Origin of the sequence: Enterococcus gilvus ATCC BAA-350 (genome assembly GCF_000407545.1) — a bacterium.
GTDB lineage: Bacteria > Bacillota > Bacilli > Lactobacillales > Enterococcaceae > Enterococcus_A > Enterococcus_A gilvus.
In genome coordinates this window covers 1,662,266-1,683,085 of the sequence record NZ_ASWH01000001.1, presented here as the reverse complement: position 1 = coordinate 1,683,085, position 20,820 = coordinate 1,662,266, and the positions used below count along the sequence as shown (strand labels likewise).

At 41.2% G+C, this 20,820-nt stretch carries 18 protein-coding genes and 1 riboswitch; of the genes, 16 read left to right on the top strand and 2 right to left on the bottom strand.

Annotated elements, in window-relative coordinates:
- The first annotated feature begins 6 nt into the window (after window positions 1–6).
- The 6 genes from I592_RS08270 to I592_RS08245 all read left to right on the top strand — a co-directional run bounded on the left by I592_RS08270 (window position 7) and on the right by I592_RS08245 (window position 6,569).
- Window positions 7–1,320: a DnaD domain protein gene (locus I592_RS08270; protein WP_010780656.1), complete on the top strand. Its 1,314-nt coding sequence runs from the start codon at window positions 7–9 to the stop codon at window positions 1,318–1,320.
- On the top strand, window positions 1,320–2,246 hold the full coding sequence (dnaI, locus tag I592_RS08265) for a primosomal protein DnaI (protein ID WP_010780657.1): 927 nt from the start codon (window positions 1,320–1,322) through the stop codon (window positions 2,244–2,246). The genes I592_RS08270 and dnaI overlap by 1 nt, the downstream gene beginning before the upstream one ends.
- 116 nt (window positions 2,247–2,362) lie before the next feature.
- Complete coding sequence (locus I592_RS08260) at window positions 2,363–3,076, top strand: tRNA (adenine(22)-N(1))-methyltransferase (RefSeq protein WP_010780658.1); 714 nt, start codon at window positions 2,363–2,365, stop codon at window positions 3,074–3,076.
- On the top strand, window positions 3,057–4,178 hold the full coding sequence (locus I592_RS08255) for a Nif3-like dinuclear metal center hexameric protein (protein ID WP_044926161.1): 1,122 nt from the start codon (window positions 3,057–3,059) through the stop codon (window positions 4,176–4,178). The genes I592_RS08260 and I592_RS08255 overlap by 20 nt, the downstream gene beginning before the upstream one ends.
- Window positions 4,179–4,202: 24 nt before the next feature.
- Window positions 4,203–5,432 carry a peptidase T gene (pepT, locus tag I592_RS08250; RefSeq protein WP_010780660.1) on the top strand — a complete coding sequence of 410 codons (1,230 nt, stop codon included), beginning with the start codon at window positions 4,203–4,205 and terminating at the stop codon, window positions 5,430–5,432.
- 102 nt (window positions 5,433–5,534) lie between these two features.
- The gene (locus I592_RS08245) at window positions 5,535–6,569 is read left to right on the top strand and encodes a lysylphosphatidylglycerol synthase transmembrane domain-containing protein (RefSeq protein ID WP_010780661.1); all 1,035 of its coding nucleotides are present in this window, start codon (window positions 5,535–5,537) and stop codon (window positions 6,567–6,569) included.
- Window positions 6,570–6,586: 17 nt separating this feature from the next.
- On the opposite strand, the gene I592_RS08240 is transcribed toward I592_RS08245, so the two are convergent.
- Complete coding sequence (locus tag I592_RS08240; protein WP_010780662.1) at window positions 6,587–7,597, bottom strand: zinc-binding alcohol dehydrogenase family protein; 1,011 nt, start codon at window positions 7,595–7,597, stop codon at window positions 6,587–6,589.
- A gap of 157 nt (window positions 7,598–7,754) precedes the next feature.
- On the opposite strand from I592_RS08240, the gene clpB reads away from it, so the two are divergent.
- The 6 genes from clpB to tdcB all read left to right on the top strand — a co-directional run bounded on the left by clpB (window position 7,755) and on the right by tdcB (window position 15,630).
- Entirely contained in the window at window positions 7,755–10,358 is a 2,604-nt protein-coding gene (gene clpB, locus I592_RS08235; RefSeq protein ID WP_010780663.1) for an ATP-dependent chaperone ClpB, read from the top strand.
- Between the two features lie 272 nt (window positions 10,359–10,630).
- Complete coding sequence (locus tag I592_RS08230) at window positions 10,631–11,500, top strand: glucosaminidase domain-containing protein (RefSeq protein WP_010780664.1); 870 nt, start codon at window positions 10,631–10,633, stop codon at window positions 11,498–11,500.
- A gap of 218 nt (window positions 11,501–11,718) precedes the next feature.
- Window positions 11,719–12,639: a cysteine synthase A gene (gene cysK, locus I592_RS08225; RefSeq protein WP_010780665.1), complete on the top strand. Its 921-nt coding sequence runs from the start codon at window positions 11,719–11,721 to the stop codon at window positions 12,637–12,639.
- 102 nt (window positions 12,640–12,741) lie between these two features.
- Window positions 12,742–13,179 carry a Fur family transcriptional regulator gene (locus I592_RS08220; RefSeq protein ID WP_010780666.1) on the top strand — a complete coding sequence of 146 codons (438 nt, stop codon included), beginning with the start codon at window positions 12,742–12,744 and terminating at the stop codon, window positions 13,177–13,179.
- 334 nt (window positions 13,180–13,513) lie between these two features.
- Window positions 13,514–14,623, top strand: coding sequence for an alanine dehydrogenase (gene ald / locus I592_RS08215; RefSeq protein WP_010780667.1), 1,110 nt, complete (start codon window positions 13,514–13,516; stop codon window positions 14,621–14,623).
- A complete protein-coding gene (gene tdcB / locus I592_RS08210) occupies window positions 14,623–15,630 on the top strand; it encodes a bifunctional threonine ammonia-lyase/L-serine ammonia-lyase TdcB (protein ID WP_010780668.1) in 1,008 nt (335 codons plus the stop codon). Before ald ends, tdcB begins: the two co-directional genes overlap by 1 nt.
- Window positions 15,631–15,767: 137 nt before the next feature.
- On the opposite strand, the gene I592_RS08205 is transcribed toward tdcB, so the two are convergent.
- The gene (locus I592_RS08205; RefSeq protein ID WP_044926512.1) at window positions 15,768–16,727 is read right to left on the bottom strand and encodes a magnesium transporter CorA family protein; all 960 of its coding nucleotides are present in this window, start codon (window positions 16,725–16,727) and stop codon (window positions 15,768–15,770) included.
- A gap of 203 nt (window positions 16,728–16,930) precedes the next feature.
- A riboswitch (purine riboswitch) is annotated at window positions 16,931–17,028 on the top strand.
- A gap of 76 nt (window positions 17,029–17,104) precedes the next feature.
- Here I592_RS08205 and I592_RS08200 point away from each other — a divergent pair.
- The 4 genes from I592_RS08200 (at window position 17,105) to purK (ending at window position 20,820) form a co-directional block, all read left to right on the top strand.
- Window positions 17,105–17,686, top strand: coding sequence for a xanthine phosphoribosyltransferase (locus I592_RS08200; RefSeq protein ID WP_010780670.1), 582 nt, complete (start codon window positions 17,105–17,107; stop codon window positions 17,684–17,686).
- Window position 17,687: 1 nt separating this feature from the next.
- Window positions 17,688–18,974, top strand: a complete 1,287-nt coding sequence (locus I592_RS08195) for a nucleobase:cation symporter-2 family protein (protein ID WP_010780671.1) — start codon at window positions 17,688–17,690, stop codon at window positions 18,972–18,974.
- 243 nt (window positions 18,975–19,217) lie between these two features.
- Window positions 19,218–19,706 carry a 5-(carboxyamino)imidazole ribonucleotide mutase gene (purE, locus tag I592_RS08190; protein WP_010780672.1) on the top strand — a complete coding sequence of 163 codons (489 nt, stop codon included), beginning with the start codon at window positions 19,218–19,220 and terminating at the stop codon, window positions 19,704–19,706.
- Entirely contained in the window at window positions 19,699–20,820 is a 1,122-nt protein-coding gene (gene purK / locus I592_RS08185; protein WP_174293644.1) for a 5-(carboxyamino)imidazole ribonucleotide synthase, read from the top strand. Before purE ends, purK begins: the two co-directional genes overlap by 8 nt.

The following is a 20,820-nucleotide window of genomic DNA, read 5'->3' as shown; positions in this document are numbered from 1 at the left end:
TTTTTAGTGGCAGAAGAACTAAAACCCAGCACCTTTTACACGGTCTTTGGAGAGCCACAGCTTGATCAAAGTAAGCAAGAGGCGTTGCTTTATTTGTATCAGCCGATCATTGGCAGCGCCGCATTAAGTCTCTATTTAACCTTAGCAAGTGACATTACCATCGAAGGAAAAAGTCCTAGTTTGATGCATACAGACTTGCTGGCTGCTGTCGATACTGGACTGATGAATTTGATCAAGGCACGAGAACAGCTTGAAGGAATAGGTCTGTTAGACACGTACCAGCAAACGGATGATGAGATAGGATTGAGTCTGCTGTATCATTTAAGGACCCCGATGTACCCAGTTAAATTTTTCCAAGATCCATTAATGGGTTATTTATTATTAGAAAAAATTGGTACGCGACGGTATGAACGGTTGGTGGAGCGTTTCAAGCCAAAGGATTTTGACACAACCACTGCTAAAAATGTCACGAAGCGTTTTCGCGATGTTTACCGTTTTGATGAGAAAATCTTTGACAGCCAGAGTGAGCTGCTGGAAAAAACACAGGATGATTTTTCAGATTCCAGAGACTTTGATTGGTCATTGTTTAGCCAACAATTGAAACGATTCAATCTTATTTTATCTGTTGATGAACGTGAAAAATTACAGACCTTCCAGACTCTTTATGGTTTGGGGGAACTGGACCTTGCAGAATATGTTGCCAAAGCTGCGGCGGGTGAGAAGACAGGCGTTAATTTTACTTATTTGCGACAATTGATCAATAAAGAGAAGCGGCCGATTATTCCTACTGCTTCACCGGAAGCTGTTACTGAAAATAAAGAGACAACGGGGACTTTTTCACCGCAAGAGTTAGAAATTATTACACAAAGCAAAAAAATCGCGCCGGTCACTTTCTTAAGAGCGATAAAAAGAGAAAAAGGCGGATTTGAAACAAATACGGAAGTTCGATTGCTAGAGGAATTGATCGGTAGAAATTTACTCCCTAAGAGCGTCATCAATATCATCATCAATTATATTTTAGTGATCCAAAATCAAGCTGTAATCAATGCGAATTATTTAAATGCGATCGCCAACGATTGGGCGCAAAAGAAAATCACAACGCCGGAAGCAGCAATCGCGCATGTCCGACAGAACAATCAAAAATTGGTTCGTAAGACTCAACCCTCGCGTTCAAATTACCAAAAGCGTGGAGCGGGTCGTAAAGAGGCATTGCCGGAACATATCAAGCAACCGCCAAAAGAAACAAAATTGACGCCAGAAAAAGAAGCGGAATTGAACCGTAAATTAGCAGAATATTTGAGTAAAGAAGGTGACGATTGATGGAAGATGTAGGAAAAGAATTGAATCGCATCATTAGAAGCCGCGGAGTTGATGGCCGTTACCGTCAAATGATGGAAGAAGTTTTGGCTGATCCGGATGTTCGTCAATTTATTGAAGAACACAAAGAAAAATTAACGCAAGAGGACATTGAAAAATCTTTTGCAAAGCTTTACGAGTTTGTTCAAGAAAAGAAAAAATTCTTGGCCTCTGATCCAACCATGATCGCACCAGGCTACGAACCGCAATTAAGCTTGAATTTTCATTTTATTGACGTTACTTATGTACCTACCGATGAGTTGTTGCGTTTGAAGCGCGAGGAGGAAATCCGTAATCGAGTGAATTCTTTGGATATGCCTAAAGATATTCGTAAAGCCTCTATCCGTACTTTTGAAGTCACTTCAGGACGAAGCGAAGCGCTGGAGGCTTCCTTAGATTTTATAAATCAGTATGAGGGCAGCCCTAAGTCGTTTCATAAAGCGTTGTATTTAGTGGGGACATTTGGTGTAGGGAAAACCTACTTGTTAGGAGCCGTGGCCCATGAACTGGCTGTCAAAGGATTCGAAACCACGCTGTTACATTTTCCAACCTTTGCTGGAGAAATGAAACAAGCAATTTCAAACGATAAAGTGGGCCCTAAATTGAATGAAGTGAAGCGTGCGCCAATTTTGATGATTGATGACATTGGTGCCGATTCTATGAGTGCTTGGATTCGTGACGAAGTTCTAGGTGTTATTTTGCAGCACCGTATGCAAGAACAGCTCCCAACATTCTTTTCTTCAAATTTCAATATGGATGAGTTGGAAGAACATTTGTCTGTTACACAACGCGGGGATGAAGAGCCGTTAAAGGCCAAAAGAATCATGGAACGTATTCGTTATTTGAGTAAGGAAATATTCGTGATTGGTGAAAACCGTCGAAATGGTTAAAAAGCGAAAAGTTTCTTAGAAAAAGAGAAACGCCCTATTAAAAAGCGCTGTCATTTAGCTCTTTTTAAGGGCGCTTTTTTTAAGGAGTGTTATAATTATTTTTAGGATGTGAAAAAATGAACGCGAAAGATTTATCCCTTCGTTTACAAAAAGCGGCGGAATTTGTTCCGCAAAATGCCCGATTAGCCGATATCGGCTCGGACCATGCCTACCTTCCAGTGGCGCTGATGCTTCAAAATAAAATTTCTTATGGTATTGCCGGGGAAGTGGTTGTAGGTCCCTATAAATCCGCTCAGAAGCAAGTAGCAAAAAACGGATTAGAAAATAAAATTGATGTCCGACTTGCAGATGGACTGGAAGCCGTAAAACTGGAAGACCATGTTTCAGCTATTACTATCTGCGGTATGGGCGGTGTATTGATCCGCGATATTTTACAACGGGGAAAAGAAAAAAATCGTTTATCTGGAGAAGAACGACTGATCTTGCAGCCAAATGTTGGTGAACGTCAATTACGAAAATGGTTAGTAGATGAGAAATATACGATTACTGACGAGTCGATCCTCGAGGAAAATCAGAAGGTCTATGAGATAATCGTCGCAGAAAAGAAAGAAACCATTCCAGAGTACACGGAAAAAGAGTTGTTCTTTGGGCCGATTTTGTTGAGAGAAGAAAATGAAGTATTTCTAGAAAAATGGCAATATAAATTATCTAAGAGTGAGAGAATTTTGAACAGCTTACATCAAAGTGATCAAGATGTAGCCGAGAAAATCCGTGAAGTCGCACAAGAAATCGAATGGATCAAGGAGGTACTTGCACATGCAGGGAAATAAATTTATTCAACGATTCAACGAGTATTGTCCTGAGTGGTTAGCTGAAGATGGCGATCCTGTTGGCTTGCATATCGGCACCTTAGATAAAGAAGTCGATCGTATTATGATGAGTCTGGATGTTCGTCCAAATGTTGTTGAAGAGGCAATCGCTAAAAAAATTGATCTGTTGATCGTGAAGCACCCTCCGATATTTCGTCCAGTTTCTCGCTTGACGACGGATGAGGTGCAAACGAAGATGTATGCAGATTTACTTAAGCATGACATCGCAGTCTATGCGGCACATACCAATATGGATATTGTTTCTAATGGATTGAATGATTGGTTTTGCGAAGCCTTGGATGTTTTCAATACGAGTCATTTGGTCCAAACGCACACGATCTCCATGAAAAAAATGGCTGTTTATGTTCCGCAAGAAAACGCAAAAGAAATGCGTCGAGCATTAGCTGAAGCTGGTGCGGGGGAACAAGGGAATTATCAAGCAACCTCGTTTACAGTAAATGGGACAGGTCGTTTTACACCAACGGAGGAAGCGAACCCGGCAATTGGATCGAAAAACGTGCCGGAACAGGTTCAGGAAAGTAAAATCGAAGTTATTTTTCCTGAAACGAGACAAGCAGCGGTTGAACAAGCAATGCTCGCTGCGCACCCCTACGAAGAACCGGCTTATGATATCTACTCGTTAGATAATCTCACCGAGAAATTTGGGATCGGCCGAATTGGTGAGTTGAAAGAAGCACTACCGACGGAAGATTTCATTGAGAAGGTAAAAGAAACATTTCAATTGGACGGATTACGGGTCGTTTATCCTCATACGGAGAAGAAAACAATCAAGCGAGTGGCTATTTGTGGCGGAAGCGGTGAAAAATTTTATCGCGATGCTTTGGCTGCGAAAGCGGATGTTTACATTACTGGAGATGTCTATTACCATACCGCGCATGATATGCAGGAAACAGGGATGCTGGTGATTGATCCGGGCCATTATATTGAGTCATTGTGCAAAGAAAAGATGGTGGCTCTATTTGAACAATGGAAAAATGAAGAAGAATGGACAGTCGATTTCTTCGTGTCTGAGACGTCCACGAATCCTTTTTCATTTAAATAAATAAGCATTAAAGGAGAGAGTAAGATGTACGAAAATTTATTACCACGTTTTTTAGACTATGTGAAGACAGAAACTCGTTCTGATGCGACAAGCACCACAACACCCTCAACACAAACACAGGTAGCATTTGCCAAAGAGCTGATGAAAGAATTAGAAGAAATCGGCATGAAGGATGTTGCTTATAATGAAAATAACGGCTATGTGATTGCTACTTTGCCAAGCAATCTTGACAAAGAAGCGCGGACGATCGGCTTTATTTCTCACATGGATACCGCTGACTTTAATGCAGAAGGCGTCAATCCTCAAATCATTGAGAAGTATGATGGCGAATCAACGATCAAACTTGATGCTGAAGGCAAATATACATTGAACGTAAAAGATTTTCCTAATTTAAAAAATTACAAGGATCAAACCTTGATCACAACGGACGGATCGACGTTGCTTGGCTCTGACGACAAATCTGGGATCGCTGAAATTATGACAGCAATGGAATATTTGATCGCTCATCCTGAGATCAAACACGGTGAAGTTCGTGTTGGTTTTGGTCCGGATGAAGAAATCGGTATCGGTGCGGATAAATTTGATGTAAAACAATTCAATACGGACTTTGCTTACACGATGGATGGCGGGCCAATTGGCGAATTGCAATATGAAACCTTTAGTGCGGCTCAAGCAGAGATCACGATGCACGGCAAAAACGTGCACCCAGGAACAGCGAAAAATACCATGATCAACGCGTTGCAAATGGCGATTGATTTCCATAATCAATTACCAGAGAGTGATCGTCCTGAAAAAACAGATGGACGTGAAGGGTTCTTCCATCTATTAGCATTAGATGGTAATGTGGAAGAAGCGAAAATGACCTACATCATTCGCGACCACGACCATGATAAATTTGAAGAACGCAAACAAATGATTACGGACATCCAATCAAAAATGAACAGCCAATTTGATCAAGAACGTGTGGAAATCAACATGTACGATCAATACTACAATATGGGTGAAATCATCAAGAAAGACATGAGCATCATTGATCTAGCAAAGCAGGCGATGGAGGAAGTAGATGTAAAACCTGTCATTGAACCTATCCGCGGAGGAACAGACGGTTCGAAGATTTCTTTCCTAGGAATTCCTACACCAAACATCTTTGCCGGAGCAGAAAACATGCACGGGCGCTATGAATTTGTTTCATTACAAACAATGGAAAAAGCGGTCGATGTGATTGTGAAGATTATTGAGAATAACGCAAAATAATTTTTTTCAGAGAAAAGCTTTGAGGAAACTCGAGGCTTTTTCTTTTTTTGGTTACGTGCATGTGTTAGGGTAGAACAATAAAGATAAAAATGAGGCTAAAAAATGAACGTACCAATCAATCGTAAATTGATTTTAAATATCCTATTGTTTGTTGTGATGATCGGCATTATCATTTTTGTGATCCGTGATTCCTTAAGCGATATTTTTACTGAACTTGGAAAGACATCCTTGCCGGTACTTATCGGTGTAACAGGTCTAGGGATCGTCAGTCAGATCATTGAAGGCTACACAATCAAAAACATTGCTGGAGAATTCAATCCAGACTTTACCATCCGTGATGGGTTCTTTGCTCCCGCCTATTCGACGTTTTATCGTGTCATTACGTTTGGTACAGGTTCGATCGTCGCGGAGGTAATTTATTACCACAAAAAAGACTTGAAATATTCAGAAGGCACAGGGAGCAGTGCCTTACGCATGATCACTTATAAAATGGCATTGATCGTGTGGGGCGTCTTCTTTTTGATCGTTAAAAGCGATGCGATTCAAGATGTTATTGCAAACGGCATCTTTTGGGTATTAGCGGGTATGCTGGTCACGTTACTGATTATGGCTATTTTGTTACTTTTAAGCTTGAATATCAACGCGCAAGTCGTATTGGTGCTGATTTGTAATCGCATATTTAAACGGCAAAAGCTTCGCGACATTGTTGATAAGGTGAACAATCAGGTCTATTCGTTAAGAGGCGCGATCCAAACATTTATTCGTGATCGAAAAGCAGTGATTCGTGTTTTTTTCTCAAACATGGCAAAGTTGGCAGCATGGTATTTTCTGCCTTACTTTATTCTAGTTCAGGATTATCCGGATATTGATATTTGGTTAACTGTGGCGCTGATCAGCTTTACGGTGATACTCGGGGGGATCTTACCCGCTCCGGGAGGGATCGGAGGCATTGAATTTGTCTATGTGTTATTATTCAGAAATGTCGTAGGCAGAGTAGATGCTGTATCTTCATTGTTGCTGTACCGGTATGCCACCTATTTGCTGCCATTTCTGATCGGAATGGTTTATGTACTGTTTAATAAGCAAAAAGAAATTAATCATGAAATAAAAGAAGCAAAAAAAGAAGTGAACGATTGAATTCGTTCACTTCTTTTTTAGTAATGTACGACAAGTTTGCCGATCATATTGTTTTCTTCAACAAATTGATGCGCTTGATAAAAAACATCTGGTGAGAATCCTGGGATAATTTTGGTCAACGTGCTTTTGATTTTTTTCTCTTGAAGCAGGTGAATCATCAATGCTAAAATTTCACCTTGAGAAGCAATGTTGTAGTCGTAATCTGTCTTAGCGAACATGTACTCCCAATCAAAGCTGCCGGATTTATTTTTTAACTTAGCAATATTCAGATCCTTACTGGATTCTACGATGGAGCCTAAGTGTCCGAAGGGTTCAAGCAGGTCACTCATCTCATCAAAATAACGGTCTGTAGAATGAAGAATCATGATATAAGGCAAAGAATTGTAGTTGATTTTTTTTAATTGCTTTGTTAAATCCTTATGATGGTCGATAACATGATCAGCCCCCATTTTTTCGGACCACTCTTTACTCTCTTTACGTGAGGCAGTAGTGATCACTGTCAATCCAGCCCATTTCGCTAATTGGGTCGCCATTGAGCCAACACCACCCGCGCCATTGATGATGAGAATGGCACCGTTGTTTTGGTTTTCTTCGGGGACCAACTTCATTTTTTCGAAAAGCAGTTCGTACGCCGTCAAAAAGGTCAAAGGCATCGCGGCAGCTTCGTCCGTTGAAAAGCCGTTTGGTAATTTCGCAACGATTCTTGAATCGACCACCTGGCTTTCGCTGTAGCTGCCGAATCGTTTTGTTGTGCCTGCGAATACCACGCGATCACCAATCTCGATAGCGGAAACTTCGCTGCCGACCTGAGTCACAATGCCAACGCTATCAAAACCTAACACGTGAGGCTGTGGCGTGCCTTTTCCAGTTTGTCTGAGCTTTGTATCTACTGGATTGATGGAGACCGCCAGATTCTTTACGACAAGGTCAAATCTATTTAATTTAGGAAGCATTACTTCGTATGTTTCAAAATGGTTTCCGTTCGAAAGGGGGAACCCTTTTTCGAACCCGATGACACGAGAAATCATTGAATCACTCTCTTTCTGATAATGAGAAAATTGTAGCATTTTTTTGTTTTTCTTCATAATAATAAACGTTGATTTTGATGAGTATATCGTTTGACCTTTACTGACCAAAAGGATATACTAGTAGATGTAAATGAATAAATCTGTCGGAGGTATGACTATGAATATCGAAAAAATGACGACAACTTTACAAGAAGCAATTGCGGAAGCGCAACAAATTGCTGTAACAAGAAAACATCAAGAAATCGACATTGCGCATCTATGGAAAATATTTTTGCAACCCAATCACTTTGGGCGCAACTTTTATACGGATGCGGGAATCGACGTTGATCGATTCGAGCAAGAAGTAGACAAGGCATTAGATGACTACCCAACGGTTAGTGGTGGTAATGTCCAATATGGGCAAAACCTTAGTCAAAATTTATTTAACCTGCTGAATGAGGCAGACAAACTACGCGAGAACTTTCAAGATGATTTTCTATCAACGGAAATTGTCATATTAGCATTGATGCAATTGAAAAATTATTCCTTGACGAAATATTTGATTGCGCAGGGATTAAATGAAAAAGAAGTACGAAAAAACATTGAAGACATACGAGGAGGAGATCGAGTGACCTCACAAAATCAAGAAGAAACCTACAAAGCGTTAAAAAAATACGGTGTGGATCTAGTCCAGCAAGTAAAAAATGGAAAACAAGACCCTATCATTGGCCGAGACGAAGAAATACGAGATGTGATTCGGATCCTCTCACGTAAAACTAAGAACAATCCTGTCTTGATCGGCGAGCCAGGTGTCGGTAAAACGGCAATCGTTGAAGGTCTTGCCCAACGAATCGTAAGAAAGGATGTACCAGAGAATCTGAAAGATAAGACGGTCTTTTCTTTAGATATGGGTTCCTTGATCGCTGGAGCGAAATTCCGGGGAGAGTTTGAAGAACGTCTGAAAGCTGTATTGAAGGAAGTTAAAAAATCAGATGGGCGAATTTTATTGTTCATCGATGAGATTCATACGATCGTCGGCGCTGGAAAAACAGAAGGCAGTATGGATGCTGGAAACATATTGAAGCCTATGCTGGCTCGCGGTGAACTTCATTTGATCGGCGCTACAACATTGGATGAATACCGTCAATATATGGAAAAGGATAAAGCGTTGGAGCGTCGTTTCCAAAAAGTTCTTGTTAAGGAACCTACTGTTGAAGATACGATCAGTATTTTGCGTGGGTTGAAGGAACGCTTTGAGATCCATCACGGTGTGAACATCCATGACAATGCACTGGTGGCAGCCGCTACTTTGTCTGATCGGTATATTACGGATCGATTTTTACCGGATAAAGCAATCGACTTAGTGGATGAGGCAAGCGCAAGTATTCGTGTTGAAATGAACTCGATGCCAACGGAATTGGATCAGGTGACGCGCCGGCTGATGCAACTTGAAATCGAAGAAGCTGCTTTGAAAAAAGAAAGCGACGATGCAAGTAAGAAACGTTTGGCTAGCTTGCAAGAAGAGTTGGCAGATCTCCGTGAAGAGACCAATGCCATGAAGTTGCAATGGGAAACGGAGAAAGAGGAAGTAAATGTTGTTTCGAATAAACGGGCTGAAATCGATCAAGCCAAGCATGAATTAGAAGATGCTGAAAACAATTACGATCTCGAACGTGCAGCAGTACTCCGTCACGGCACCATTCCTAATTTAGAAAAAGAACTGGCCGATCTGGAAGAAAAAAATCAAAAGAATGACATCAGAATGGTTCAGGAAGCGGTGACCGAAAACGAAATCGCGCAAGTCGTCGGACGTTTGACTGGTATTCCTGTGACAAAATTAGTCGAAGGCGAGAGAGAAAAACTTCTAAGCTTGAATAGTACGCTCCATAAGCGTGTCATCGGACAGGAAGAAGCAGTGGACGCAGTAAGTGATGCAGTCTTACGTTCACGTGCAGGCTTGCAAGATCCTAATCGCCCCCTAGGCTCGTTCCTATTTTTAGGACCAACAGGGGTCGGAAAAACAGAGCTGGCAAAAGCGTTGGCAGAAAACTTATTCGATTCAGAGGATCATATGGTACGAATCGATATGAGTGAGTACATGGAAAAGCATTCGGTGTCTCGTTTAGTAGGAGCGCCTCCAGGCTATGTCGGTTACGAGGAAGGCGGCCAATTGACAGAAGCGGTTCGTCGCAACCCGTACACGATTATCCTATTAGATGAAATCGAAAAGGCCCATCCAGATGTATTCAACATTTTGCTTCAAGTCTTAGACGATGGTCGTTTGACAGATTCTAAAGGACGTTTAGTGGACTTTAAGAATACTGTTTTGATCATGACCAGCAACATCGGGTCACAGGTATTGTTAGAGGGTGTGACGGCAGATGGAGAAATTCCAGAAGCGACGAAAGAGCAAGTACTAAGTCTATTACGCGGACATTTCAAACCAGAATTCTTGAATCGGATTGATGATACGATTCTCTTTACACCATTGAGCTTAGAGGACGTAAAAGGGATCGTTGAGAAAATCGTTCAGCATTTGTCTCAGCGATTGGAGGAACAAGACATTCAATTGGCTATTACGGAAGATGCGAAAAGCTGGATTGCTGAAAAAGCGTATGAACCGCAATACGGAGCGCGTCCTTTAAAACGGTTTATAACGCGTGAAGTAGAGACACCTTTAGCAAAAGAAATAATTGCGGGGCGTGTCATGCCGAAAACAAAGGTCTCCATCGAATTATTCGATGACCAACTAGTCTTTCAAAATGAACCAATAAACGACTAAGCGTTATACAAACGACGATTAAAAGAACAACAGGAGCGAATCATCGAGAAATGATATCTTGATGATTCGTTCTTTTTTTTTATAACTAGACAGTTATAAAAAAAGCAAGTGTATTCAAACAGAAATATAACAACTATTTCATTACGGATGTTACGAAGTAATGACAAATTAGTGAATTTATGGTGTTTAAATTGTTTGTTAATTGTGATTGCATTATACTTTTAAAGTAACCAAAAATGAGGAGCTCTGCAAAAGTTTCCTGGAGGTATATAATGAATCAATATAAAACACGTACCGAAAAGTATAATTATATAAGAACGCAGCAAAAGGAAAAACGGATAAAGACTGCCAAAAAAACAGTGCCGTTATTAGGAACAGCCATGATTCTTTCTCCCGCTGTTTTAACGATGAATACCGTGAAAGCAAATGCTGCTGAGATGGGTCAAGTACAAAACCAATCAGCATTCATCGAGCAGCTCGGCGCTTCTGCGATGCAAGTGTCTGCATCCAGTGATCTCTATGCGTCGATCATGGTAGCACAGGCATTAGTCGAAACAGGCTTTGGCTCTTCTCAATTGTCTTCTGCGCCGTATTACAATTTGTTTGGCGTTAAGGAATATAGCGGCGGCCCTTCTGTTACCATGAGCACGAAGGAATATTTAAACGGCCAATGGGTCACAATGAATGAACCTTTTGCCGTATATAGCAGTTATGCGGAGTCTTTCCAAGCACATGCCAGTCTTTTAGCGAGTTCGTATTACGCTGGAGCGTGGAAAAGCCACACGAACAGCTATCAAGATGCCGCTGTCTACTTAACGGGTCGATATGCGACAGATCCAGGTTATGCAGGGAAATTAATTTCTTTGATTCAGACGTACAACCTGACTCGCTTTGACACACCAGGAGCCGGGACAGCAGTCCAAACGACCGATCAAGCACAATCGGCAGCGACTCAAAATACGGCTCAATCAGCAGAAACTGCCAGCACATCGCAAGCAAGTGGTCAATCCTACACGGTACAATCTGGAGATTCGATCTGGGGGATCGCAGAGAAATTTAATATCAGTGTAGATCAGTTATTAGCAGATAATGGTTGGAGTTCTGATTCAACGATTATGCCTGGTGACACGATCGTCATTTAATCAATTAGAGATGGAGCAGCTTGCTCCATCTTTTTCTTGCATCAATTTTGTCATAAAAATCAGTATATTTTCTGTTAAGATTCAGAATAGCTCTTCTTTCTTTCTGAAAAGCGAAAAAATCGAAGGGATTCACAATTTTTAAAGGCGAAATTCTCGCTTCTTTGCCCATTATTCGTTAGTATAAACTTACATAAGGTAAGGAATGGAGCGAGGAAAAAATGACAAAAATTTATAATTCAATTTTGGATACCATCGGTGAGACGCCTATCGTAAAACTCAGAAATATGACGACGGATGATATGGCGCAGGTTTATGTTAAACTGGAATCATTTAATCCTGGCGGAAGTGTGAAAGATCGTATTGCTCTGAGAATGATCGAAGACGCAGAAAAATCAGGAAAATTAACACCAGGTATGACGATTATCGAGCCTACGTCTGGAAACACAGGCATCGGGTTGGCGATGGTAGGTGCAGCTAAGGGCTATCCTGTTACACTTGTTATGCCCGAAACCATGAGTATTGAGCGTCGCAAATTGATGAAGGCTTATGGTGCTGATCTTGTCTTAACACCTGGTCCAGAAGGAATGAAGGGCGCAATCGCAAAAGCGTCGCAATTAGCAGAGGAAAATGGTTGGTTTGTGCCAGCTCAATTCGACAATCCTGCGAACCCAAAAGTGCACGAACAAACGACAGCGAGAGAAATCGCCAATGCATTTGAAAAAAATGGATTGGATGCTTTTGTGGCTGGTGTGGGCACCGGCGGAACAATTACAGGTGTCGGTAATGAACTAAAACGTATGTATTCAAACATCAAAATTTACGCGGTCGAACCTGAAGAATCTCCAGTTTTAGAAGGCGGCGCACCAGGTCCCCACAAGATTCAAGGAATCGGTGCAGGATTTGTTCCGAAAATTTTAAATACTGACATTTATGATGACGTGTTGCCGGTTAAAGCTAGCGATAGTATGGAAACGGCACGAGAGATCGCCAAAAAAGAAGGGATTCTTGTAGGGATTTCTTCAGGCGCAGCATTGTTTGCAGCGATCGAAGTAGCGAAGAAGATGGATCGTAATCAGAAGGTATTGGTTCTGTTGCCAGATAATGGCGAACGTTACTTGTCTACCGAGTTGTTTGAATAAAACCAATATGTTTATGAAAGTCATTAATTTTTGAATCCAACTAGTATTTCCCCTCAGATAATAGTATCATTTTAATAGATAATCCAAACAGGAGGGGCTTATATGGTAAATGAGGCAGTAGATCAGGCGGTCAGAGAGTTAAAGACCGGCGGAGTTCGTATTACGCCACAACGTTATGCCATTTTGGAGTATTTAATCCAGTACCGTAATCATCCGACAGCTGATGAGATTTTCCGTTCGCTAGAAAGCCGCTTCCCAAATATGAGTGTGGCTACAGTGTACAACAACTTGAGAAAGTTCGTAGAGATCGGCATCGTTCAGGAAATGAATTACGGGGATGCAGCAAGTCGTTTTGATTTCACGAACAAGCAGCATTATCATGCAATTTGTACAGAATGTGGAAAGATTGTTGACTTTTTCTATCCTGGATTAGAAGATGTAGAAATGGCATCAAGTAAATTGACAGGTTATCAAATCAATAAGCATCGTTTAGAAGTTTATGGTTTGTGTCCAGATTGTCAAACAACGGCTGAGGAATAATTCCTCAGCCTTTTTTTTCATTCAAATGCACGATTCAAATGATTCAACAAATGAGAAAAATCACACAATAAAGTGCAAGCGATTGCACGTTTTTTTATTAAAAGAACTTTTTAAAGAGAATAAAAAAATACAAAATGAAAGTATTCTTATTTAAGAATGCTTATTTAACAGTGTTATAAGAAAAAAATAGTCGGTAAAATGAACGGGGTTATTGAAAAAATGAGATATCAATAACACTTGAGTCGTGTTTGTTGTTTAAAAAAAGCATTGTGATATATTAAACATGTTCTGAAGTTAAAGAACTTCAATAATAATTTTGTAGGAGTGATTTACTGTGAAAATCGGCGTAATCAAAGATCCAAAACAAGGTGAAGCTCGTGTAGGTATGACACCTGAAAATGTAAAAATATTAGTAGAAGCAGGCAACGAAGTATTGGTCGATGACCATGCGGGTGCTGGTTCAGGTTTTACTAATGAACAATATGTTGAAGCTGGCGGAAAGATCGTAGACACAGATACAGCGTGGACAGCGGATTTAATCGTAAAAGTAAAAGAACCAATGGAAAGTGAATATCACTATTTCAAAAAAGGTCAAATCATATGGGGCTTCTTGCATTTAGCTGCAAATAAAGCCTGTGTTGAGAAAATGATGGAAGTTGGCGTGACCGCTTTATCTGGTGAAAACATCTCAATCAACGGTGTATTAGAATTATTGAAACCAATGAGTGCGATCGCTGGACGACGTGCAGTAAACTTGGGTCAATATTATTTAGAAAAACAACACGGCGGAGAAGGCATCTTGCTTCCTGGTATCGAAGGTGTTGAAGCAGGAACTGTTGTGATCTTAGGTGGCGGGAACGCTGCAGAAAACTCAGCAGATATGGCCGTTGGGATTGGCTGTCACGTCATCATTCTTGAAGTCAACGAAAACCGCATCAAACAATTGCAAGAGCGCTACAAAGATCATAATGTAGATGTACTTGTTTCAAATACTGAAAACTTGGAAGAAAAAATCAAAGAAGCAGATGTATTTATCTCAACAGTCTTGATTCCAGGAGCAAAACCACCAAAATTAGTTAAAGAATATATGGTTGAATCGATGAAACCAGGTTCTGTGATCGTGGATATCGCGATCGACCAAGGTGGTACAGTTGAAACGATCGACAAACCAACGAACCATGCAGATCCAGTATTCACGAAACACGGAGTCATCCATTATGCAGTTCCAAATATGCCAGGTGCTACACCAAGAACAGCAACGATCGCATTAGCGAAAGGAAATATTTCTTTCCTTAAAGATGTTAGTGTGAAAGGCTTAGAAGAAGCATTGAAATCAGATGAATCATTAGTATCAGGATTAAGTGTTTATAATGGAAAAGTTGTTTCCAAAGCGTTAGCAGATTCAATTGACGTACCTTTTACTGAAATAGGAGATGTTTTATAATGACGGACACAATGACAAAGCTGCCTGTATCTATCGAAGATATTCATGAAGCAAAAAATGTCGTAAAACAATATGGACGTGTCACACCGTTGATTCAATCAATGTTCTTGACTGCAAACACTGGCGGACAAGTATTCATGAAATTAGAGAACATGCAATTAACAGGGTCCTTCAAATTCCGCGGGGCGTTTAACAAAATCGCCCATTTGACACAAGCGGAAAAAGACAAAGGCGTTATCGCCGTTTCGGCTGGGAACCATGCACAAGGCGTAGCATTGACATCTAAATTATTAGGAATCGAAAGCACGATCGTTATGCCGGAAACTGCACCGAAAGCGAAAGTGGAAGCAACAGAAGGCTACGGCTCAAAAGTGATCCTTCACGGCTCTGGTTTCGACGATGCGAAAGCTTATTGCGAAAAAATCGTTGAAGAAACTGGCGTAACCTACATTCCTCCTTACGATGATGAATATGTCATGGCTGGTCAAGGAACTATTGGTCTTGAAATTTTGGATTCAATTTGGGATGTGGACACTGTTATCGTACCTGTCGGCGGTGGCGGCTTGATCTCTGGTATTGCAGTAGCAATGAAAACATTCAATCCAAACATCAATATCATTGGGGTCCAAGCAGACAATATCCATGGGATGACTGCTTCATTCCGAGCAGGGAAAAAAGTTGGCTATAAAAAAGCCGCAACGATCGCTGACGGCTGTGCAGTAGAATTTCCAGGAAACTTGACGTTTGAAGTTGTTGAAGAGTTAGTGGATGATATGGTTACTGTATCTGAACAAGAAATCGAAGTAGCGATGAAAGACTTGATCCAACGTACAAAAATTGTCGTTGAGGGCGCGGGCGCTTTAGCAACGGCAGCGATTCTTTCTGGAAAAGTAGACAAGTATGTAAACGGCAAAAAAGTGGTTGCTGTCGTATCCGGCGGGAATGTAGACTTGAACCGTATTACAGACGTTATTGGACACTTCTCAGTAGCGAACGAATTGAAATAGAAGAAACCATTAAAATTTAAGTGTAAAGTTTTTTAGCGAAATACTTTACAAATGTAAAGCCGATCGACGATTTACTATGTTTTTGAATAGTAAAATGCCGATCGGCTTTTTATTTGATTTTATAACCTAGGGATCAGTCAAGCATCGTAATCTTTTTTGAACAAGTAAACGCCGCTGACAATGGAGACGATCAATGCTAAAAGGACGACCATGATTGAGCCTATTTCAGAATCATGCCATAGGAGTCCGCCTGTATTGATCCCCCATAGACTGAAGATAAGTGTGGGCAGTGCGAGAAGCAAAGAAGCCGTATTTAAAAACTTCATTAATTGGTTTAGTCGGTTGTCCATCATGCTGTCGATCAAGCCGCTGATCGAACTCAGCATTTCGCGATAGATTTGCACAGAAGTGGTTGCTTGCTTTGTCTGCAATTCGATTTCGATCGCTAAATCTCTATCGGAAGAGACAAGACGTGAATCTAGTAGCTGGTTAATGGTTTTCCGCTGCTCTTTTAAGAGGTTGTCGATATAGACAAGATTTTTCTCAGTATGCGTCGTTAATTCGAGAATGTTTTTATTGGAGCCGTTGGAGGTCCCTTGGCTGATTTCTTCGATGGTTTTTCGTTGTTCCTTCAAAAATGTCAGATAGTGCTGGTTGATGGTTTGCAGCAAGTGAAGGATCAGCCCAGCCTTAGTAAAGATTTCCGATTGATAGGACTGCAATACTTCATCCATCAGCGATTGTTCACTCACGGTGATCAAGACATCCGAAGTGAGGAACACGGTAACGGTCGAAGAGAGGGATTCTGGTTCGTCGATAGACTCAATATTAACAAACAGCATCAAGCAGAGAGGGGTATCATTTTCTGTCTGGAATTTCTTGAAAAAGGACACATTGGAATACTTTTCACCCAATGAGAAAAAGTTTCCAGGCAGGTTATAGTCCTTCCGCAAACGGTTTCTTTCTTCGTCTGTAGGATTGGAGACAGATAACCAATTTTTTTCGGTGGTACTTTCTTGTATGCCTTTATTTGAAATGGAAAAGAAATCAATCAATGGAAAAGCCTCCTTGTCTCTTTCTGATAGTGATCTAATCATCTCAAATTGAGGAATGAATGCCAATTATTTTGAATCGATTCCTTGTTTCACACGTCTTTCTTCCATCAAAGAATAGGAAAACACTTTTTTTAAAGTGAGACAGTCATGGAATTCAACTATCAATCTTCTCATTTAAAGCAATTCCAGTTTACAGATCGTTTCAATCTGCTATAATATTTTCATATTTCATAAACTTCAGTGAAAATTTTCATTAGAAGTGAACTTATATATCGTCATAATATGGATGACAGTTTCTACCTTGTGCCGTAAACGCAAGACTATAAGTAAAAATCGTACGGTTACGTACCTTTTTTGCTTTGCAGATGAGGTGCGTTTTTTGTATTAATCAAAAAACGACAAGAAAAGGAGAAATAATAATGAGAGAATTGACAGATCGCATCAAGGAAAATGGCCGCGTTTTAGGTGAGGGCGTATTGAAAGTGGATGAGTTTGTGACACACCAAGTTGACCCTGAATTGATGGATGCCATGGGCAAACGTTTAGCAGAAGTGTTTGAAGAGAAAAACATCACTAAAGTAGTGACGATCGAAGCTTCAGGGATCGCACCTGCTGTATACGCCGCTCAAGCATTAAAGGTGCCAATGATCTTTGCTCGCAAATCGAAAAGCTTGACGATGGATGAAGAGCTGCTGACAGCTTCGGTTTATTCATTTACAAAACAAGTAACCAGCACGATTTCGATTTCTCGTAAATTCCTTTCTGCAGAGGACAATGTCTTATTAGTCGATGATTTTTTAGCCAACGGACAAGCCGCTAAAGGATTGATTGAACTGTGTCAACAAGCTGGAGCAACTGTTGCCGGAATTGGTATTTTGATTGAAAAATCCTTCCAAGACGGCCGTCAGCTGATTGAAGACATGGGCATCCCAGTTGTTTCCTTAGCGAGAATCGCTTCCTTACATGACGGTAAAGTAACGTTTATCGAGGAGGACGCATAGAGTGACAAGTGAAACAGGAAATGGAAAATCAGCAGTTTTAGGTTTGCAGCATCTTTTAGCCATGTATGCTGGCGCGGTCGCAGTACCCCTTTTGATCGGAACAGGTTTGGGATTCAATGAAGCTCAAATGACGTATTTGATTTCGATCGATATTTTTATGTGTGGCGTAGCAACGCTCTTACAATTAACAGTCAACAAGTTTTTTGGGATCGGCTTGCCAGTTGTTTTAGGATGTGCGATTCAAGCAGTTGCGCCGTTGATCCTGATTGGTCAAACACATGGAGTAGGAACGGTATACGGATCGATCATCGCCGCAGGGGTATTCGTTGTTCTAATTTCCGGTTTCTTTTCAAAGGTAGAAAAATTATTTCCGCCAATCGTGACGGGTACGGTCATTACGACGATCGGGCTAACATTGATTCCCGTAGCAATCACTAAAATGGGCGGCGGCGATGCTGCGGCGAAAAGTTTTGGTGATCCAACAAACTTGATTTTGGCATTTGTAACGATCCTATTGATTTTAGCCGTGCAAGTCTTTGGTCGCGGATTTATCCGTTCGATCGCTGTATTGGTGGGATTAGTCGGAGGCAGTGTTTTAGCTGCGCTGTTAGGTCAAGTGGACCTGACCGCTATCGGACATGCGCCGATGTTCCATGTTCCTCAACCTTTTTATTTTGGCACACCCAAATTTGAGCCATTTTCTATTTTATTAATGATTATTATTTCAATCGTAAGCATGGTTGAATCAACTGGGGTGTACTTTGCATTAGGAGATATCGTCGGGAAAGAAGTAAAAGAAGACGATTTGAAACGCGGCTATCGTGCTGAAGGATTGGCTGTCATTTTAGGTGGGTTATTCAATACCTTCCCGTATACAGGCTTTTCACAAAATGTGGGATTGGTTCAATTGTCTGGCATCAAAACACGACGTCCCATTTATTTCTCCGCCATCTTTTTAATTATCTTGGGACTTTTCCCGAAAGTCGGGGCATTAGCTCAAATCATCCCTGAGCCTGTTTTAGGCGGGGGCATGCTGGTCATGTTCGGTATGGTAGCTGTTCAAGGAATGAAAATGCTATCGAAGGTCAATTATAATGATGAAAAAAATCTCTTGATCATCGCCATCTCCATTGGATTCGGCTTAGGCTTCAACGCTATGCCAATGTTGTTTTCAAAACTCCCTGAAACAGTTCAAATGTTTACTGGGAACGGCATCGTGATGAGCAGCGTATCTGCCATTGTTTTGAATTTGCTCTTTCATGGCTACAAAAGAGAGAAAAACGACTGAATAAAACACAGCTTCGGCTGTGTTTTCTTTTATCCGATAAAAACACGAACAATATATTAAAAAACTCTATTAATATTCGAATTGTCTTTTGACTTCATACATTGGACTTGCTAGAATAAACGTGAATAATAAAAGAACAATTGCTTATCGAGTCTCTTATTTTGATCTGTCAGGAAAAGTGAATGACAGGAAGTGAAGTAAACAGCTCGGAGCAGGTAGTTAGTGACTAGAAGGGAGCAATTTATGAAGCCGGAAATTGCAGTTATTATGGGGAGTACCTCAGATTGGGAAACAATGAAGCACGCGTGTGACAGCTTAGATGAATTGGAGATCTCTTATGAGAAGCGTGTTGTTTCAGCGCATCGCACACCCGACTTAATGTTCGACTTTGCGGAAAAGGCACGAGAACGCGGCATCAAGGTGATTATTGCTGGAGCAGGGGGCGCCGCTCATTTGCCAGGAATGGTCGCTGCAAAAACAACCTTGCCAGTGATCGGTGTGCCGGTTCAATCGAAGGCGTTGAACGGATTGGATTCCTTATTGTCTATCGTTCAAATGCCTGGAGGCGTCCCCGTGGCTACCACAGCGATCGGAAAAGCTGGTGCAACAAACGCAGGACTACTTGCGGCTCAGATGCTTTCAATGTATGATAAAAAAGTAGCTGATCGTTTAGAAAAAAAACGTCAGCAAATGACAGAAACTGTATTGGAAAGTAGTGAGCAACTTGGTTAAATCGTTAAAACCAGGCTCTACGATTGGTATCGTAGGCGGAGGACAATTAGGCCGAATGATGGCTATCAGCGCAAAGGAAATGGGCTTTCGCACAGGAGTGATCGATCCGACGGAGGATTGTCCGGCTGCGCAAGTATCCGATTGGCACATTGTGGCCGATTATGATGATCAGATGGCATTGGAAGAAATGGCCCGCAGATCACAAGTAATTACGTATGAATTTGAGAATGTGGATGTGGATACGATCAACCATATTCAACATTACGCAAACATTCCTCAAGGGACAGATTTGTTAGCGATCAGCCAAGATCGTTTAATGGAAAAATCCTTCTTGGAAAACAACAATATCGTTATCGCACCGTATGCAACAATTATTAGTCCAACGGATATTCAAGATGCTATTGAAGGAATCGGTTATCCTTGTGTCCTAAAAACGACGCGCGGCGGATATGACGGCCATGGACAATATGTCTTAAAAAGTACGGCCGATTTGGCTCCTTCAATGAACCTTTTGCGTCAAGGAACCTGCGTCTTGGAAGCATGGATCCCTTTTGAAAAAGAATTGTCTGTCCAGGTAGCAGGAAATAATATTGGCGATTACGTCACATTTCCAGTAGTTGAAAATGTCCATCGAAACAATGTTCTCCATGAAACGATCGCACCGGCTGGGATCGATGCAGCCGTTGCAAAAGAGGCGAGCCGAATCGCGAAAGTAATCGCTCGTGGGGTAGATCTTGTAGGAACGCTTTGTGTGGAGTTTTTCTTGACCAAAGCAGGCGCGTTGTATGTAAATGAAATCGCCCCTCGTCCACACAATTCAGGACACTACACGATTGAAGCCTGTACCATGAGCCAATTTGATGCGCATATTCGCGGGATCTGTGGGTGGCCTTTAAGCGAACCAAAATTATTATCAAACGCTGTAATGGTCAATGTCTTAGGCGAGAATCTCTTGAAAACCTATGAATTGATCGATCTATGGCCAGACTGGCACTTTCATTATTATGGTAAAGCCATGCCGAAAAAGGGTCGTAAAATGGGGCATGTCACTATCTTGACTGAAAGCATCCAACGAACACTAGACGACATCAAGAAAACGGAAACGTGGGATTAA

Coding starts and splice junctions, on each gene's coding strand:
- I592_RS08245 (WP_010780661.1), top strand. CDS start 5,535: ATGAACGTACCAATCAATCGTAAATTGATTTTAAATATCCTATTGTTT.
- pepT (WP_010780660.1), top strand. CDS start 4,203: ATGTACGAAAATTTATTACCACGTTTTTTAGACTATGTGAAGACAGAA.
- clpB (WP_010780663.1), top strand. CDS start 7,755: ATGAATATCGAAAAAATGACGACAACTTTACAAGAAGCAATTGCGGAA.
- I592_RS08230 (WP_010780664.1), top strand. CDS start 10,631: ATGAATCAATATAAAACACGTACCGAAAAGTATAATTATATAAGAACG.
- cysK (WP_010780665.1), top strand. CDS start 11,719: ATGACAAAAATTTATAATTCAATTTTGGATACCATCGGTGAGACGCCT.
- dnaI (WP_010780657.1), top strand. CDS start 1,320: ATGGAAGATGTAGGAAAAGAATTGAATCGCATCATTAGAAGCCGCGGA.
- I592_RS08220 (WP_010780666.1), top strand. CDS start 12,742: ATGGTAAATGAGGCAGTAGATCAGGCGGTCAGAGAGTTAAAGACCGGC.
- purE (WP_010780672.1), top strand. CDS start 19,218: ATGAAGCCGGAAATTGCAGTTATTATGGGGAGTACCTCAGATTGGGAA.
- I592_RS08240 (WP_010780662.1), bottom strand. CDS start 7,597: ATGATTTCTCGTGTCATCGGGTTCGAAAAAGGGTTCCCCCTTTCGAAC.
- tdcB (WP_010780668.1), top strand. CDS start 14,623: ATGACGGACACAATGACAAAGCTGCCTGTATCTATCGAAGATATTCAT.
- I592_RS08205 (WP_044926512.1), bottom strand. CDS start 16,727: ATGATTAGATCACTATCAGAAAGAGACAAGGAGGCTTTTCCATTGATT.
- I592_RS08200 (WP_010780670.1), top strand. CDS start 17,105: ATGAGAGAATTGACAGATCGCATCAAGGAAAATGGCCGCGTTTTAGGT.
- I592_RS08260 (WP_010780658.1), top strand. CDS start 2,363: ATGAACGCGAAAGATTTATCCCTTCGTTTACAAAAAGCGGCGGAATTT.